This window comes from Variovorax sp. YR566 (assembly GCF_051992195.1).
GTDB lineage: Bacteria > Pseudomonadota > Gammaproteobacteria > Burkholderiales > Burkholderiaceae_C > Variovorax.
Window position 1 is genome coordinate 4,742,685 of record NZ_CP197092.1, and the last position, 15,813, is coordinate 4,758,497.

Here is a 15,813-nt window from a genome sequence, read left to right on the forward strand (position 1 = left end):
GGTTCTTCCTTTTGGGTTGCCTGTTTTTTCTTTGTAAGTGTTCAGTCGGGGCGCAGGCTGCGCAGTGCGGCGTCGAAGGCTTCAGTGCCGCGCCGCAGGTCGGCGACGATGCAGCCCTGGCGCATGCACACGAGGCGGTCGGCGAGCGCGGCTTCGCGGCGCAGGTGAGTGGCGATCAGCAAGGTGCGTGGGCCTGCGTGTCGGGCGAGGCGTTGCAGCACGTCGTGTGCGGTGGCGGCGTCGAGCGCTTCGGTGGGTTCGTCGAGCAGCCAGAGGGGCACCGGGCGCAGCAGCAGGCGGGCCAGCGCAAGGCGGCGCGACTGGCCGCCGGAGAGGCCCAGGCCGCCTTCGCCGAGCCGGGTGTCGTGGCCCGTGGCCAGTGCGCGCACTTCGTCTTCGAGGCCTGCTGCGTGCAGTACGGCGTGCAGTTGGCCGTCGGTGGCGTTGGGCGCGGCGAGGCGGAGGTTGTCGCGCAAGCTGTCCTGGAAGAGTTCGGTGCGTTGGGTCAGAAGGCATGCGGGCTGTGCGCTCTTGCTGCCGGACTGCGGCGTGATTTCGCCTGCGATGGCGGCGAGCAGCGTCGACTTGCCTGCGCCGCTCGCGCCGATCAATGCGACGCGCTCGCCTGCGTTCAGGGTCAAGGTCACGTCGCTCAGGACGGGTGTGCGGCTGCCATCGTGGACCACGGTGACGCGCTTCAGTTGCAATGCGAGCGTCGCATCGGGTTCGTTCGCCGTTGACGTTGAGGCGGACTCTTCGCTCATGCGCGGTGCAAGACGCCGCACCGCCAGCCACGTGCGGCCCGCATCGAGCGCACCGCGGCGCAAGGCCGCGAAGGGCTCGGTGGCAGTGAGCGCCACCAGCAGCGCCAGTGCCGCCGCCGGCGCGCCGATGACGCCCTCGCCCACCAGCAGGCCGATGGCAAGCAGCACGCCGACGAGGGTCAGGGTGCCCGCGCTGCCATAGGCGAAACCGGCCGCCGCTTCGAGCTTGTTCAATGCCAGGTCGGCCTTTGCGAGATGCATGTCGGCGTTCATCAACGCCTGGCGCTGCGCGCCGATGCGGCCGGCCATCACCAGATCGGTCTGCCCCGCCACCAGATCGACTGCGCGTGCGCGCAGCGCCTCGATGGCATGCGCCCGCTGCACGGCCGGCCGGCGTGCTCGCCTTGCGACGACGAACGCGATGCCCCAGCCGACGGTCACGAGCCAGAGCATCAGCGCGAGGCCCATGGCGACATGCATGAAGCCGAGCACCACGCCGGCCAGCAATGCCGCACCCAGCGCTGCGGCGGCTGGCACGAGCAGGCGAAGGTAGAGCGATTCCAGCGCGTCGATGTCCGCCGTCAAACGAAACAGCAGGCGGGCCGGGCGCATCAGCAACTCGCGCGCCGCCTCCGCCTTTGCCCAACCACGGAACAGGCGAACGCGCAGCGCTGCGAGCACGGCGAAGGTCGCGTCGTGCGTCACAAGTCGCTCGCCATAGCGCGATGCCGTACGACCGAGTGCCAGCAGGCGGATGCCGGCGGAGGGCATGAACACGTCGAAGGTGAAGGCGGTGGCCGCGTGCAGGCCGGCCAATGCGGTCGCGGTGATGAACCAGCCCGAGAGGCCGAGTAGCGCCATTCCTGCGAGCACGGTGACTGCGGCGAGCAGGCAGCCGAGCAGAAGAGGACGTGGCTGCGCGGCAAGGAAGGGGCGCAGGACCAGGCGCAGATCGCGCCAATTTGTGGCGTGGATTGGCGTCGCCTTCATGCGGCCTTCTCCAGCGCTTCTGCGCCGAGGTTCACCGCGCGGTCCATGCGAGCCGCCAGCACCGGGTCGTGCGTGGCGACGACGAGGGTCTTGCCGCGCGCCAGTGCCACCAGAGCGTCGGCAACGCGCTCAGCGGTTTCGGTGTCGAGGTGCGCTGTCGGTTCGTCTACCAGCAGCAGGTCGGCGTGCGGGTGCACCGCGACGCGCGCGAGGGCAAGTCGCACGGCTTCTCCACCAGACAGGCCATGGCCACCCTCGCCTAGCGTCACGCCGGGATGCGCCTGCGTCACGGCTTCGAGCGATGCGAAGCGCATGGCTTCGGCGACCTGTGGGGTGTCCACGCCCACGCGCCCCAATGCGACGTTGGTTTCGACCGAGCCGGCGAAGACGTGCGACGCCTGGCCCATCCACGCCATGCGCTGGCGCAGCGCCGCCACGGTGTGGTCCGTGAGCGCCACGCCGCCGATCGAGATCTCGCCGCGCGTGGCGGGCACGAGGCCTGCGAGTATTGAGAGCAATGCAGTCTTGCCAGAGCCGCTGGGGCCCATCAGCGCAATGTGTTCACCGGCCGCGATGCGAAGCTCGTAGCCTTCGAAGACCTCTTGCTGCTCGCCGGGCCAGGAGAAATGCAGGTTGTGGATGACGATGGTCGGCGCGCCGCCTGGCACGCTCGTCGCGGCGCGCGTCAGCGAGGCGCTCGCACCAGGCAGCGGCAGGTCGTTGCACTGCAAGCGGTCGAGCGCCTCCAGCACCGCTTCGCCCGCAGCCCGGTCATGCCAGACCGCCGACAGCTCCCTCAGCGGCTCGAAGAACGCCGGTGCCAGCAGCAGCACGAACAGCCCCTCGCCCAGGCTCAGCGTCCGGCCCCAAGCGCCGAAGCCGAGGGAGCCCAGCAGGTGAAAGCCGACGTACGCGGCCACCATCGCCACGCCCAGCGCCGAGAAAAGCTCCAGCACGGCTGACGAGAGAAACGCGATGCGCAGCACCGCCATCGTCCGTCGGCGCAGGGATTGCGCTGCATCGCCCAGCCGCTGCGCCGTGGTCTCCACCGCATCTAGCGCACGCAGTGTCGCCAGCCCGCGAAGCCGGTCGAGCAGGAAGGCGTTCATGCCGCCCATCTCCACCATCTGCGCTTCGCTCGCAGCCTTGGCGCGCCAGCCGACGATGGCCATGAAGACCGGAATGAGCGGCGCCGCGAACAGCAGCACCAGCGCGGCCACCCATGAAAAGGCGGCCACCGCGCACAGGATGAAGATCGGCACCACCGTCGCGCGCCAACGCGCGGGCTGGTAGCGCACGAGGTACGGCACCAGAGCCTCGGCCTGCTCGGCGAGCACGCTGGCGGCGAGCCCGGAAGGCGCGCGGCTGCGGTCCAGCGGCGAGCTGCCGGCCAGTGCAGCGGCCGTTTGCTCGCGCAGCGCCGTGAGTCGTGCACGTGCACGAGTAAAGGTCCGGCGAGCGCCCCAGGCCTCGCAACCCGCCCGCAGCAGCCCAAGCAGCAGGATCGCGCCGGCAGGCCAGATCACGGCAGCGAAACCGCGCCCGGAAGCCAGTCCCTGCACCGCCATCGCCAGCAGCGCCGCCTGCGGCAGCCAGAACAGCGCCGCGGCACCCTGCACCACCCCGCCGACGTCAGGCGACGCGAAAGCCCGCAGCGGCGATCGGGATGGCGAGTGCTTGGTCATTCCTTGGTTTCGTGTATTTTCAGTAATTACTGAAATCTCCACAATCATACCGAAGATGCGAGCGACTGACGAGCCCGCAGACTGCACGCTCCGGCGCTCGAGCGCAACCGGGTTCAGGAAGATTCGGCCAGTGCGCCTGCGTGGGCGCCCCTGTCCTTAATGAGAAACGACTAGCCCGGTAACCAGCAGCGCAGCAAAAAACGTGAACACCGCGCGCCACGAGGCCGGGCGCGCCTCCACCCAGCGGTACAGCAGCGCCGCCGCGGCCACCGACAAGCCGAAGGTCGCCACGAGGCCGACCGCGTCGAACCACGCACCGTGCGGCCCAGAATTCGCAACCGCCGCATTCATGGCAAGCAGCACCGGGAAGTGGATCAGGAACAGCGAGTACGACATACGCCCCAGCCGCAGCAAAGGCAGGGCCACGGCAGGCCAGTGCTTAGGCGACAGCCAGTTGCGGCGCTGCGCAATGGCAATCAGCAGTGCCGTGAACAGCGCCGTGGCGATACGGCTGCGCCAGTCGATAGCCAGCGCGCCCGCCCCCACCAGCGCAAGCAATGCGATCGCGCTCTGCCAGGTGCTTGACCGCGTGGCGCGCCCGATCCAGAACACCAGCATGCCCAGGCCGTAGGTGCCGAAGAAATAGAAGGCTGTGTCGTCCAGCCCGGCATTGCGATTGAAGAGCGCCAGCGAAGCCACGGCCAGCCCGAGCACCAGCGCCACGGGCATCCAGCGCGCCTGTGCGCTCAGCGGTGGCGAGCCGCTGGAGCGCTGCAGCATCGTGGGCAGGCCCACCAGTGCCAGCGCCAGCGCGAACAGCTGGAAGTCGATGGCCACGTACCAGACGCCCGTCGACAGCGACTCGTAGCCCAACAAGTCCTGCAGCAGCAATCCATGGGCGACCAGTTGCCCGAAGGTCGGCGACGCAGGCACAACCTCTTCATCGAGCCACGGCCGCACCACCGCCGCGACCAGCACGCACACAGTGAGCGCGGCGAGGTACGGCATGACCAGCCGCCCATAGCGCTGCAGGATGCGCGTCACCGGCCGCTCCACGCGCAGCACGCCGTCGGGCGCAAGGCTGGCGGCCGCAAGAAAGCCGGCGATGACGAGAAACACCTGCACCGCCAGCCGGCCTTCGTTGGCCAGCCACGAGAAAAAGTCAGGCGCGAGCGCGTACGCGCCTGCCGGCATCGGGCCATAGCGCGAGAGATGGTGTCCGACGATCACCGCACAGGCGATGCCCTTCGCCGCGTCGAGCAGCGGCATGCGCCCCAGCGATGATGGCGGCGCGCCGGCAGCAGGCGCGGCGCCGTTCGCAGTGGCAGTCAAAGCGCGAGCCGTTGCCTTGCTTCCTGGTATTCGCGCTTGAGCTTTTCGATGAAGGCCGAGGCGCTGGCCACTTCGGTCACGGCGCCAATGCCCTGGCCCGAGCCCCAGATGTCCTTCCAGGCCTTGGCCTTGCTGCCTTCGCCGCCGCCGAAGTTCATGGTCTTCACGTCGCCCTCGGGCAGGTTGGCCGGGTCCATGCCGGCCTTGACGATGCTGGGCGCGAGGTAGTTGCCGTGCACGCCCGTGAAGAGGCTCGAATAGACGATGTCGTCCGAACTACCGTCGACGATGGCCTGCTTGTAGTCGTCGCTCGCGCGCGCTTCCTCGGTCGCGATGAAGGCCGTGCCGATGTAGGCAAAGTCGGCGCCCATGGCCTGCGCGGCAAGCACCGCACCGCCGGTGGCGATGGAGCCCGACAGCGCGATGGGGCCGTCGAACCACTGGCGAATCTCCTGCACCAGCGCGAACGGGCTCTTCACGCCCGCGTGGCCGCCAGCGCCGGCCGCCACGGCGATGATGCCGTCAGCGCCCTTCTCGATCGCCTTCTGCGCGAACTTGTTGTTGATGATGTCGTGCAGCGTCACGCCGCCGTAGCTGTGCACCGCGTCGTTCACGTCGGTGCGCGCGCCCAGCGAGGTGATGACGATCGGCACCTTGTACTTCACGACCATCTCCATGTCGTGCTCGAGCCGGTCATTGCTCTTGTGCACGATCTGGTTGATGGCGAACGGGGCGGCAGGCTTGTCGGGGTTGGCCTTGTTGTAGGCCGCGAGCTCTTCGGTGATCTCGATCAGCCACTCTTCGAGCTGCGCCGCGGGGCGCGCGTTGAGCGCCGGCATCGAGCCGACCACGCCCGCCTTGCATTGCGCAATCACGAGCTTCGGGTTGCTGATGATGAACAGCGGCGAGCCGATGATCGGCAGCGGCAGGTTCGCGAGTACGGGGGGCAGCTTGGACATGTCGTCTCCGGAGATGGGTTCGGTTTTATAAGAGAGAGAAGCCGCCATCGCCCGTCAGATGGGCGACAGCGGCGGTGCGTCAGAAGGCGTCGAGCGCCATCGCCGTGACGCTCTCGGAGCCGTCGACGATGCTGTCGCGGATGCCCGGCACCTTGTTGAGGATGTGCTCGGCATAGAAGCGCGCGGTGGCAATCTTCGCCAGCATGAAGTCGGTGTCGAAGCTGCGCGAAGCGAGGTCCTGCGCAATGATCAGCGAACGCGCGAGCTGCCAGCCTGCCACGAGGTTGCCCGCGAGCATCAGGTAGGGCACGCTGCCGGCGAACACTGCATTGGGCGACGCCTTGGTCTGGCCGGCCACGAAATCGACCACGTCGATGAACGCAAGGCGCGCGGCCTTCAGGCGCTTGAGCACGGCGGCCGCCGCGGGGCTGTCGCTCTTGGCGAGTTCGGCTTCGGTCTTCTCGATCTGCGCGGCAATCGCCTTTGCGGTCTGGCCACCGTCGCGCGCGGTCTTGCGGCCCACGAGGTCGTTGGCCTGGATGGCGGTGGTGCCTTCGTAGATCGTCAGGATCTTGGCGTCGCGGTAGTACTGCGCCGCGCCGGTCTCCTCGATGAAGCCCATGCCGCCGTGCACCTGCACGCCGAGCGAGGCCACTTCGAGGCTCATCTCGGTGCTGTAGCCCTTGACCAGCGGCACCATGAATTCGTAGAAGGCCTGGTTCTGCTTGCGCGCATCCGCGTCGGGATGATGGTGCGCGGCGTCGTAGGCGGCAGCGGCCACGCTGGCCATCGCGCGGCAGCCTTCGGTGTAGGCGCGCATCGTCATCAGCATGCGCTTGACGTCGGGGTGATGAATGATGGGCGCGCTGGCATTGATGGATCCATCGACCGGGCGGCTCTGCACGCGGTCTTTTGCGTAGGCCACGGCGTGCTGGTAGGCGCGCTCGGCAATCGCGATGCCCTGCATGCCCACCGCATAGCGGGCCGAGTTCATCATGATGAACATGTATTCGAGGCCGCGGTTCTCCTGGCCGACGATGTAGCCCACTGCGCCGCCGTGGTCACCGTACTGCAGCACGGCAGTGGGCGAGGCCTTGATGCCCATCTTGTGCTCGATGCTCACGCAGTGCACGTCGTTGCGTTCGCCCAGCGAGCCGTCCTTGCCGACGAGGAACTTCGGCACCACGAACAGGCTGATGCCCTTCACGCCCTCGGGCGCGCCAGTCACGCGGGCCAGCACGAGGTGCACGATGTTCTCGGCCATGTCGTGCTCACCGTAGGTGATGAAGATCTTGGTGCCGAACACCTTGTAGGTGCCGTCAGGCTGCGGCTCGGCGCGGCTGCGCACCATGGCGAGGTCGCTGCCGGCCTGCGGCTCGGTGAGGTTCATCGTGCCGGTCCACTGGCCGCTCACAAGCTTTTCGAGGTACACCGCCTTGAGCTCGTCGGAGCCGGCCGTGAGCAGCGCCTCGATGGCGCCGTCGCTCAGCAGCGGGCACAGCGCGAAGCTCATGTTGGCCGAATTGAGCATCTCGCCGCAAGCCGCGCCGATGGTCTTGGGCAGGCCCTGGCCGCCGAAGTCCGCCGGATGCTGAAGGCCCTGCCAGCCACCCGACACGTACTGCGCAAAGGCCTCCTTGAAGCCCGGCGTGGTAGTGACGGCACCGTCCTTGAACGACGAGGGATTGCGGTCGCCCGCCACGTTCAGCGGCGCGACCACGTCCTGGTTGAAGCGCGCGCATTCCTCGAGGACGGCCTGCGCAGTTTCGAGGCCGGCGTCTTCGAAGCCCGGCAGCTTCGCGATCTCGCCGATGTTGGCCAGGTGCTCGATGTCGAACAGCATGTCCTTGATGGGGGCGGTGTAGCTCATGTCTTGTCTCCAGATACAGCGGATACGAAAAGGGCATCGCGAACGATGCCCTCTGGCTCAGTGCAGCAGTGCGATCAGAGCGCCTTCACCAGTTCCGGCACGGCCGTGAACAGGTCGGCCACGAGGCCGTAGTCGGCCACCGAGAAGATCGGGGCTTCTTCGTCCTTGTTGATCGCCACGATCACCTTGGAGTCCTTCATGCCGGCCAGATGCTGGATCGCACCCGAGATGCCTGCTGCGATGTACAGCTGCGGGGCGACGATCTTGCCGGTCTGGCCCACTTGCCAGTCGTTCGGGGCGTAGCCCGCGTCGACGGCTGCGCGGCTGGCGCCAAGGCCCGCGTTGAGCTTGTCGGCCAGCGGGGCCATCACCTCGGTGAACTTCTCGGCGCTGCCCAGGGCACGGCCACCCGAGACGATGATCTTGGCGGCTGTCAGTTCCGGGCGTTCGCTCTTGGTGACTTCACGGCCCACGAAGCTCGATTTGCCGCTGTCTGCGACGCCTTCGGCCGTTTCGACGGTTGCACTGCCACCCGTGGCGGCTGCAGCATCGAAGCCGGTCGTGCGAACCGTGATCACCTTGGTAGCGTCACTGCTCTGCACGGTGGCAATGGCGTTGCCGGCATAGATCGGGCGCTCGAAGGTGTCGGGGCTGTCCACCTTGGTGATGTCGGAGATTTGGGCCACATCGAGCTTGGCAGCCACGCGAGGCGCGACGTTCTTGCCGTTGGCGGTCGAGGGGAACAGGATGTGGCTGTAGTTGCCGGCGATGGCCAGGACTTGAGCGGCGACGTTCTCTGCCAGGTTTTCAGCGAGGCTGGGGCTGTCGGCCACGATGACTTTGGAGACTCCGGCGATTTGCGCGGCGGCCTTGCCGGCTTCGGCCGCATTGGCGCCGGCCACCAGCACGTGGACATCGCCACCGCAAGCCAGCGCAGCGGTCACGGTGTTCAGGGTCGCGGGCTTGACGGTCGCGTGGTCGTGTTCGGCAATAACAAGTGCGGTCATGTTCAGATCACCTTCGCTTCGTTCTTCAGTTTGTCCACCAGCGTTGCAACATCGGGCACCTTGATGCCGGCACCGCGCTTCGGAGGTTCCGAGACCTTCAGGGTCTTCAGGCGCGGCTTGACGTCCACGCCCAGGTCTTCGGGTTTGAAGACGTCGAGCGTCTTCTTCTTGGCCTTCATGATGTTGGGCAAGGTGACGTAGCGCGGCTCGTTCAGGCGCAGGTCGGTGGTGATGACGGCCGGCAGCGTGAGCGTCAGCGTTTCCATGCCGCCGTCGACTTCGCGTGCCACGGTGACCTTGTCGGCCGCCAGGTCAACCTTGGAGGCGAAGGTGGCTTGAGGCAGGTCAGCCAGGGCAGCCAGCATCTGGCCGGTCTGGTTGGCATCGTCGTCGATGGCTTGCTTGCCCAGGATGATGAGCGACGGCTGCTCCTTGTCGACCAGCGCCTTGAGCAGCTTGGCCACGGCCAGGGGCTGCAGTTCTTCGGTGGTTTCCACGAGGATGCCGCGATCGGCGCCGATGGCCATGGCGGTGCGCAGGGTTTCCTGGCACTTGGCATCACCGCAGGAGACTGCGATCACTTCAGTGACCACGCCCTTTTCCTTCAGGCGCACGGCTTCTTCAACGGCGATCTCGTCGAAGGGGTTCATGCTCATCTTGACGTTGGCAATGTCCACTCCGGTGCCGTCGCTCTTGACGCGCACTTTCACGTTGTAGTCGACGACCCGTTTGACAGGTACAAGAACCTTCATTGACTTGACTCCATTGGATTGCAAAAAGGGGGCTTCGAGGGCAGCCGGTCATTCTAGGACGCGACCTTTGCGGCCTCTCCGTTCTTCCCATCGGCGCAGGCGCCAAGAAAAAAGAACGATCGTGCTTTTCCGTGATTATAAAACAGCGTTGGGCGGCTGGGCGAGTCCATCCGGTAAAGACTCCACACGCACCACCCGCTGCGGATAGGGAATGTCGATGCCCGCGCCGCGCAGCCCGTCGAGGATGGCGATGTTGATGGCCGAGCGCAGGTTGTCCTTGCCCTTGTCGGGGTCGGCCACCCAGAAGTTCAGCGTGAACTCCAGGCCGTCGGGCGCGAAGTTCATGAGGAAAGCCACGGGCTCCGGGTCGGTCATCACGCGCGGCTGGGCCTTGGCCGCATCGCACAGGATGGTCTGCACCTGCGCCACGTTGCTCTCGTAGCCGACCACGATGGTGGTCGTGATGTTGAACTTGCGGTCGGCCAGCGACAGGTTTTCCACCCGGCTGGTGATGAGCGATTCGTTCGGCACGATGGCCTCGCGTCCGTTGCCCGCGCGAATGAGGGTGTAGCGGGTCTTGATATCCGTGATGCGGCCTTCGAAGGTGTCGACCTTCACGTTGTCGCCGATGCGGATCGAGCGCTCGAGCAGGATCACGAAGCCGCTCACGTAATTGGCCGCCAGCTTCTGCAGCCCGAAGCCAAGGCCCACGCCGAGCGCGCCACCCAGCACGGACAGCGCCGTGAGGTCCACCCCCACTGCCGACAACGCGAACAGCAGCCCAACCAGCAGCAGGAAGGCACGCACCGCGTTCGATGCCACCTTGCGCATCGACAGGTCGGTGACGGCCTCGCGCAGGATGCGTTTTTCGATGGTGCTCGAGATCCACAGCGAGATCACCAGCACCAGCCCCGCCGACAGCACGCCCTGGAAGATCGTCTGCAGGCTCACGCGCGTCTTGCCGAAGGCCAGGGTGATCTGGTCGAGTTCGGTCAGCACTGGCGGCAGCAGCCCGACGATCCAGAGCACCGCCGCGATCCAGGCCAGCCACGAAATCGTGCGCTCGATCAGCCGCACGACGTTGGACGCCGGAAACACCGCCCGCAGCACTCGCGCAAACAGCCGGATGACCGCCAGCGACAGAAACACTGGCACCGCGATGCGCAGCACCAGCACGGTCTGAAAATCGATCACCACGCGCCGGGCGAGATCGGTGAGCACCAGCGCCAGCAGCGGGAACAGCAGCCCGTCGAAGGTGCTTTCGCCGAACCAGATCGAGTCCTTGGGCTGGTCGCGGCCGAACCATTTACTCACGGCCCAGGCCAGCGCCACGCAGGCCACCAGCGCAACCAATTCGACGCCGATGCCGCGCGCATCGACCTGGGCGAGGCGTTGGGTGAAATCGTTGAAATTCATCTATTGAAAGAAAACGGAAGCGTGGGCGCCATTCGCGCCGGCTGCGTTACAGGTCCGCGAGAACGCGGATGTGGGCTTCCACGCTGCGCGCCAGCGCATCGAGGTTGTAGCCGCCTTCGAGCATCGAGACGATACGGCCCTTCGCATGGCGCCTGGCAACATCCTGTATGCGGCCCGTGATCCAGGCGAAGTCGTTCTCGTTGAGGCCAAGCTGGCCCAGGTCGTCCTCGCGGTGGGCGTCGAAGCCGGCGCTGATGAAGATCATCTGCGGCTTGAATTCTTCCAGCCGCGGCATCCAGATCGCCTCGATCAGCTCACGCACGTCCATGCCCCGGGTGTAGGCCGGGATCGGCAGGTTCAGCATGTTCGATGCCGGATGCACCGTGCCGCTGTACGGATAGAACGGATGCTGGAAGAAGCCGACCATCAGCACGTTCGGGTCGTTCGACAGGATGTTCTCGGTGCCGTTGCCGTGGTGCACGTCGAAGTCGACGATGGCCACGCGCTCCAGGCCGTGCACGTCGATGGCGTGCCGCGCGGCAATGGCAATGTTGTTGAAGAAGCAGAAACCCATCGCCTGCTCGCGGCAGGCATGGTGGCCGGGCGGGCGCACCGAGCAGAAGGCGTTTTCCAGATCGCCGGCAATCACCGCGTCGGTCGCGGCAATCGCGGCGCCAGCGGCGCGGCGCGCGGCCAGCAGGGTGAAGCGGGTGAGCATCGTGTCGGGATCGACCTGCGCGTGGTCGGGGCCGCCGGCGGGCTCGTCGGCCACCAGGCGCTGATGCAGTTCCTCGAGGTACTCGACGTGCTCCGTGCTGTGCGCCCGGGTGAGCTGCTCCAGGGTGGCCAGCGGCACCTCGCAGTGCTCCAGTGCGTCACCCACGCCGGTAAGCAGCAGGCGGTCTTCGATGGCATCCAGGCGCCCGGGACATTCGGGATGCCCCCCGCCCATGTCGTGCTTCCAGAAGTCGCGATGTGTGAAGTAGCCTGTCTTGCCCATGTGTCTCTGTCGCCACGTCTAGACCTCACGCGGCATGGGGCCGGCAGGTCTTACGGTATCGTTTGCATATGGATACAAATATGGACGTTGCTGCAAAGCTAGCCACTTTGTTAACTCAGCTTAACACGGTGATCGTGGGCAAAGAGGCCCAAGTGCGCGACTGCGTTGCCTGTCTGCTGGCGGGCGGGCACCTGCTGATCGAGGACGTGCCGGGGGTCGGCAAGACCACCCTCGCCCACGCGCTGTCGCACACCTTCGGGCTGCAGTTCTCCCGGGTGCAATTCACCGCCGACCTGATGCCGGGCGACCTGTCGGGCGTGGCAATCTACGACCGGGGCCAGCAGGCCTTCGTGTTCCACCCCGGGCCGATCTTCGCGCAGGTGCTGCTGGCCGACGAAATCAACCGCGCCAGCCCCAAGACCCAGAGTGCGCTGCTCGAGGCGATGGAAGAAAAGCAGGTCACCGTCGAAGGCGAGACCCGTCCCCTGCCCACGCCCTTCTTCGTGATCGCCACGCAGAACCCGCAGGACCAGCTCGGCACCTTCGCCCTGCCCGAGTCGCAGCTCGACCGTTTCCTGATGCGCATCTCGCTCGGCTACCCCGACCGCGCCGCCGAGCGCCAGCTGCTCTCGGGCGTCGACCGCCGAGAAATGCTGGCCTCCCTGCCCGCGATGCTGACCGCCGGCGAGCTGACCGCCCTGCAGCAGCGCGTGCAGCAGGTGCATGCGGCCGATCCGCTGCTCAACTACGTGCAAGACCTTATCGCGGCCACGCGCTCGGGCCGCTGGTTTTTGCAGGGCCTGTCGCCGCGCGCCGGCATCGCGGTGCTGCGCGCGGCCAAGGCGCAGGCGCTGCTGGCCAACCGCAATTACGTCGCACCCGATGACGTGCAGGCCGTGCTGCCGCAGACGATCGCGCACCGCCTCACGCCGGTTGGCGACGCAGGCCGCGGCGCCGTCGAGCAGGTGCGCGCCATGATCGCCGCAGTGCCGCTGCCGTGAGCCCTGCAGGCGCCCTCCGCTCGCGCATCGACGGCTGGTTCCTGTCGCGCCGTCCGCCGTCGGACACACTGGAGCTGACGCAGCGCAATGTCTACATCGTGCCCACGCGGGCCGGATGGACGCTGGCCGCGACGCTGCTGGTGCTGCTGATCGCCTCGATCAACTACCAGCTCAACCTGGGCTACCTGCTGACCTTCCTGCTCGCCGGCAGCGTGGCCGTGGGCATGCACGTTTGCCACGGCACGCTGCGCGGACTGGCCATGCACATGGTGGCGCCCGACGCCCACTACGCAGGCGCCGCCGCCGTCTTCCGGGTGGTGCTGCACAACACGCGCCGCAGCGTGCGCTACGGCATCGGCATGGCCGTGCGCGGCAGCGGGCAATGGGCCTGGACCGACGTGCCGGCCGAGGGCACGTCGACCGTCGAGATCGCATTCAAGCCCGAGCGGCGCGGGCTGCACCCGGTGCCGCCGCTGACGGCGGAAACACGCTTCCCGCTCGGCACGTTCCGCGTGTGGACGGTCTGGCGGCCGGCCGCGCAGATGCTGGTGTACCCCACGCCAGAAGCGCATCCGCCGCCGCTCCCGCCGGGCGAGCCCCTGTCGGGGCCAGCGGCAGTGTCCGCCGCGCTGCGGGCGCACAACGCCGGCGAATACGACGGCGTGCGGGCCTACCGGCGCGGCGATCCGCTGAAGCTCGTGGTCTGGAAGAAGGCCGCGCGGGCGCAGGCAGCCGGGTCGGAAGACCTCGTCAGCCGAGACACGCAGCAGACCCAGCGCGAAGAACTCTGGCTCGATGCACAGGCCACCGGCCTCGCGGACACCGAGGCCCGCATCTCGCGCTTGTGCGCCTGGGTGCTGATGTCAGACCGGCTGGGCGTGGACTACGGCGTGCGGGTGGCGGGCCGGGTCGTGAAACCGTCCCAGGGCGAAGCCCACCGGCGGGCCTGCCTGGAGGCATTGGCCCTGTGCTGAACGAGACCGTCGAATGAACAGAGTTGCACGCGAACTCGCCTCGCTTCCCCGCGATGCCAGGGACACCCTTTTCCTTCTCTGCGTCATCGGCCTGATCCTCTTGCCGCAGGTCGAGAACCTGCCCTGGTGGTGCACGGCCATCACGGCAATGGTGCTGCTCTGGCGCGCCTCGCTGGCCGTGCAGGCACGCCCCCTTCCCAGCAAGTGGTGGCGCCTTGCGCTGCTGATGCTGACGATCGGCGCCACCTACGCCACCCACCGCACGCTGCTGGGCCGGGACGCGGGCGTCACGCTGATCGTCAGCCTGCTCGCACTCAAGACGCTGGAACTGCGCGCGCGGCGAGACGCCTTCGTCGTCTTCTTCCTGGGCTTCTTCACGATGCTCACGAACTTCTTCTATTCGCAATCGCTGCTGACCGCCTTCACCATGCTGCTGGCGCTGCTGGGCCTGCTGACGGCACTGGTCAACGCGCACATGCCCGTGGGCCGGCCTCCGCTGATGCAGGCCGCGCGCACCGCGGGATGGATGGCGCTTGCCGGCGCACCGATCATGCTCGCGCTGTTCCTGCTGTTCCCGCGCTTCGCACCGCTGTGGGGCACCCCCAGCGACGCCATGGCGGGCCGCACCGGCCTGTCGAACACCATGCGCGTGGGCACCATCGCCGAACTGGCGCTCGACGACAGCATCGCCGCGCGCATCAAGTTCGATGGCGACCGCGCGCCGCCGCAAAGCCAGCTCTACTTTCGCGGGCCGGTGCTGGCGCAGTTCGACGGCCGCGAATGGACCGCGCTCCCGTCATGGGCGCGCGGCGCGCAGTGGTCCGCCAACCTGCGCGTGAGCGGCGAGCCCGTGCGCTACGAAATCACGCTCGAAGCCAACAACCGCCCCTGGCTGCTGACCCTCGACGCCTCGCAGCGCCCCCCCGAGGGGGCCGGATTCGAAGTCACCGGCACGCCCGACCTGCAATGGTTCGCTAACCGCCCCGTCACCGATCTGGTGCGCTACCGCGCCGAGAGCTACACGCAGTTCCAGAGCGGCCCGGTGAAGCGTACGGGCGGCCAGCTCCAGGCCTACCTGGCCCTGCCGCCTGGCACCAACCCGCGCACCGCCGCCCTCGCCGCCGAGATGCGCGCCGATCCCGCGCTGGCCAACGCCAATGCACAGGCATTCGTGCAGGCCGCCCTGCGGCGCCTTCGCACCGGCGGCTACACCTACACGCTGGAGCCGGGCGTCTATGGCGACAACACCGCCGACGAGTTCTGGTTCGACCGCAAAGAAGGCTTCTGCGAGCACATCGCCTCGGCCTTCGTGGTGCTGATGCGCAACCTCGGCATTCCGGCGCGCATCGTGACGGGCTATCAGGGCGGAGAACTCAACAGCGTAGACAACTACTGGATCGTGCGACAGAGCGATGCCCACGCGTGGGCCGAGATCTGGCAGGAAGGCACCGGCTGGACGCGCGTGGACCCGACAGGCTCCGTCGCCCCGGGGCGCATCGGCCAGACGCAACGGCTCGTGCCGCAACCGGGCCTGTTCGCGGGCGCCATCGGCTCGATGAGCCCCACGCTCGCCCAGAACATCCGTGCCGCCTGGGAGGCCGTGAACAACGGCTGGAACCAGTGGGTGCTCAACTACACGCAGAGCCGCCAGCTCAACCTGCTGAAGAACATCGGCTTCGAAGCGCCGAGCCTCGAAGACCTGGCCTACGTGCTGCTCTACCTGCTGGTGGGCGCGAGCCTGGCCGGTGCCGCCTGGACGCTGTGGGAGCGCAGCCGGCACGATCCGTGGCTGCGCCTGCTGGGCCAGGCGCGCGCGCGCCTCGCCAAGGCCGGCCTGCAACTGCCCGACACCGCCCCGCCCCGCCAGATGGCCCAGGCAGCCGACGCGCGTTTCGGCCCTGCCGCGCAGGCCGTGCGCGACTGGCTGCTGAAGCTCGAAGCGCAGCGCTACGCGCCGGCCACGCCAGACTCGCTCTCCACCCTGCGCTCGGAGTTCCGCCACCTCGCCTGGCCCAGCGCCAACGCACGCGGCTGAAACCACATGTGTCCCTGAAGAGGGGCGG

12 protein-coding genes are annotated in these 15,813 nt (G+C 67.5%); 3 read left to right on the forward strand and 9 right to left on the reverse strand.

From position 1 onward, the window contains the following. Positions 1-41: 41 nt before the first annotated feature. The 9 genes from ACTG4X_RS22220 to ACTG4X_RS22260 form a co-directional block, all read right to left on the reverse strand. Positions 42-1,754: an amino acid ABC transporter ATP-binding/permease protein gene (locus tag ACTG4X_RS22220; RefSeq protein WP_440531945.1), complete on the reverse strand. Its 1,713-nt coding sequence runs from the start codon at positions 1,752-1,754 to the stop codon at positions 42-44. Next, positions 1,751-3,439: a thiol reductant ABC exporter subunit CydD gene (cydD, locus tag ACTG4X_RS22225; RefSeq protein WP_440531946.1), complete on the reverse strand. Its 1,689-nt coding sequence runs from the start codon at positions 3,437-3,439 to the stop codon at positions 1,751-1,753. The genes ACTG4X_RS22220 and cydD overlap by 4 nt, the downstream gene beginning before the upstream one ends. A gap of 156 nt (positions 3,440-3,595) precedes the next feature. Continuing rightward, a complete protein-coding gene (locus ACTG4X_RS22230; RefSeq protein ID WP_440534416.1) occupies positions 3,596-4,708 on the reverse strand; it encodes an acyltransferase family protein in 1,113 nt (370 codons plus the stop codon). Between the two features lie 59 nt (positions 4,709-4,767). After that, positions 4,768-5,730, reverse strand: a complete 963-nt coding sequence (locus ACTG4X_RS22235) for an NAD(P)H-dependent flavin oxidoreductase (protein WP_440531947.1) — start codon at positions 5,728-5,730, stop codon at positions 4,768-4,770. 79 nt (positions 5,731-5,809) lie between these two features. After that, positions 5,810-7,600: an acyl-CoA dehydrogenase gene (locus ACTG4X_RS22240; RefSeq protein WP_440531948.1), complete on the reverse strand. Its 1,791-nt coding sequence runs from the start codon at positions 7,598-7,600 to the stop codon at positions 5,810-5,812. A gap of 74 nt (positions 7,601-7,674) precedes the next feature. Next, the gene (locus ACTG4X_RS22245) at positions 7,675-8,607 is read right to left on the reverse strand and encodes an electron transfer flavoprotein subunit alpha/FixB family protein (RefSeq protein WP_307616743.1); all 933 of its coding nucleotides are present in this window, start codon (positions 8,605-8,607) and stop codon (positions 7,675-7,677) included. Between the two features lie 2 nt (positions 8,608-8,609). Further along, positions 8,610-9,359 carry an electron transfer flavoprotein subunit beta/FixA family protein gene (locus ACTG4X_RS22250; RefSeq protein WP_093078509.1) on the reverse strand — a complete coding sequence of 250 codons (750 nt, stop codon included), beginning with the start codon at positions 9,357-9,359 and terminating at the stop codon, positions 8,610-8,612. 135 nt (positions 9,360-9,494) lie between these two features. Then, complete coding sequence (locus tag ACTG4X_RS22255; RefSeq protein WP_440531949.1) at positions 9,495-10,775, reverse strand: mechanosensitive ion channel family protein; 1,281 nt, start codon at positions 10,773-10,775, stop codon at positions 9,495-9,497. A gap of 46 nt (positions 10,776-10,821) precedes the next feature. Further along, positions 10,822-11,775, reverse strand: coding sequence for a histone deacetylase family protein (locus tag ACTG4X_RS22260; protein WP_093080179.1), 954 nt, complete (start codon positions 11,773-11,775; stop codon positions 10,822-10,824). Between the two features lie 80 nt (positions 11,776-11,855). Between ACTG4X_RS22260 and ACTG4X_RS22265 the strand changes: the two genes are divergently transcribed. The 3 genes from ACTG4X_RS22265 to ACTG4X_RS22275 are packed head-to-tail and all read left to right on the forward strand — an operon-like array spanning position 11,856 to position 15,785. Further along, positions 11,856-12,776 carry an AAA family ATPase gene (locus tag ACTG4X_RS22265; RefSeq protein WP_093050740.1) on the forward strand — a complete coding sequence of 307 codons (921 nt, stop codon included), beginning with the start codon at positions 11,856-11,858 and terminating at the stop codon, positions 12,774-12,776. After that, a complete protein-coding gene (locus ACTG4X_RS22270) occupies positions 12,773-13,750 on the forward strand; it encodes a DUF58 domain-containing protein (protein WP_093050743.1) in 978 nt (325 codons plus the stop codon). Before ACTG4X_RS22265 ends, ACTG4X_RS22270 begins: the two co-directional genes overlap by 4 nt. A gap of 13 nt (positions 13,751-13,763) precedes the next feature. Next, a complete protein-coding gene (locus ACTG4X_RS22275) occupies positions 13,764-15,785 on the forward strand; it encodes a transglutaminase family protein (RefSeq protein WP_440531950.1) in 2,022 nt (673 codons plus the stop codon). Positions 15,786-15,813 lie beyond the last annotated feature (28 nt).

Bases quoted from the DNA above. Each gene is read 5' to 3' on its own strand.
- ACTG4X_RS22235 (WP_440531947.1), bottom strand. From the start codon at position 5,730: ATGTCCAAGCTGCCCCCCGTACTCGCGAACCTGCCGCTGCCGATCATC.
- ACTG4X_RS22245 (WP_307616743.1), bottom strand. From the start codon at position 8,607: ATGACCGCACTTGTTATTGCCGAACACGACCACGCGACCGTCAAGCCC.
- ACTG4X_RS22265 (WP_093050740.1), top strand. From the start codon at position 11,856: ATGGACGTTGCTGCAAAGCTAGCCACTTTGTTAACTCAGCTTAACACG.
- ACTG4X_RS22240 (WP_440531948.1), bottom strand. From the start codon at position 7,600: ATGAGCTACACCGCCCCCATCAAGGACATGCTGTTCGACATCGAGCAC.
- ACTG4X_RS22220 (WP_440531945.1), bottom strand. From the start codon at position 1,754: ATGAAGGCGACGCCAATCCACGCCACAAATTGGCGCGATCTGCGCCTG.
- ACTG4X_RS22230 (WP_440534416.1), bottom strand. From the start codon at position 4,708: ATGCCGCTGCTCGACGCGGCGAAGGGCATCGCCTGTGCGGTGATCGTC.
- ACTG4X_RS22275 (WP_440531950.1), top strand. From the start codon at position 13,764: ATGAACAGAGTTGCACGCGAACTCGCCTCGCTTCCCCGCGATGCCAGG.
- ACTG4X_RS22255 (WP_440531949.1), bottom strand. From the start codon at position 10,775: ATGAATTTCAACGATTTCACCCAACGCCTCGCCCAGGTCGATGCGCGC.
- cydD (WP_440531946.1), bottom strand. From the start codon at position 3,439: ATGACCAAGCACTCGCCATCCCGATCGCCGCTGCGGGCTTTCGCGTCG.
- ACTG4X_RS22260 (WP_093080179.1), bottom strand. From the start codon at position 11,775: ATGGGCAAGACAGGCTACTTCACACATCGCGACTTCTGGAAGCACGAC.
- ACTG4X_RS22250 (WP_093078509.1), bottom strand. From the start codon at position 9,359: ATGAAGGTTCTTGTACCTGTCAAACGGGTCGTCGACTACAACGTGAAA.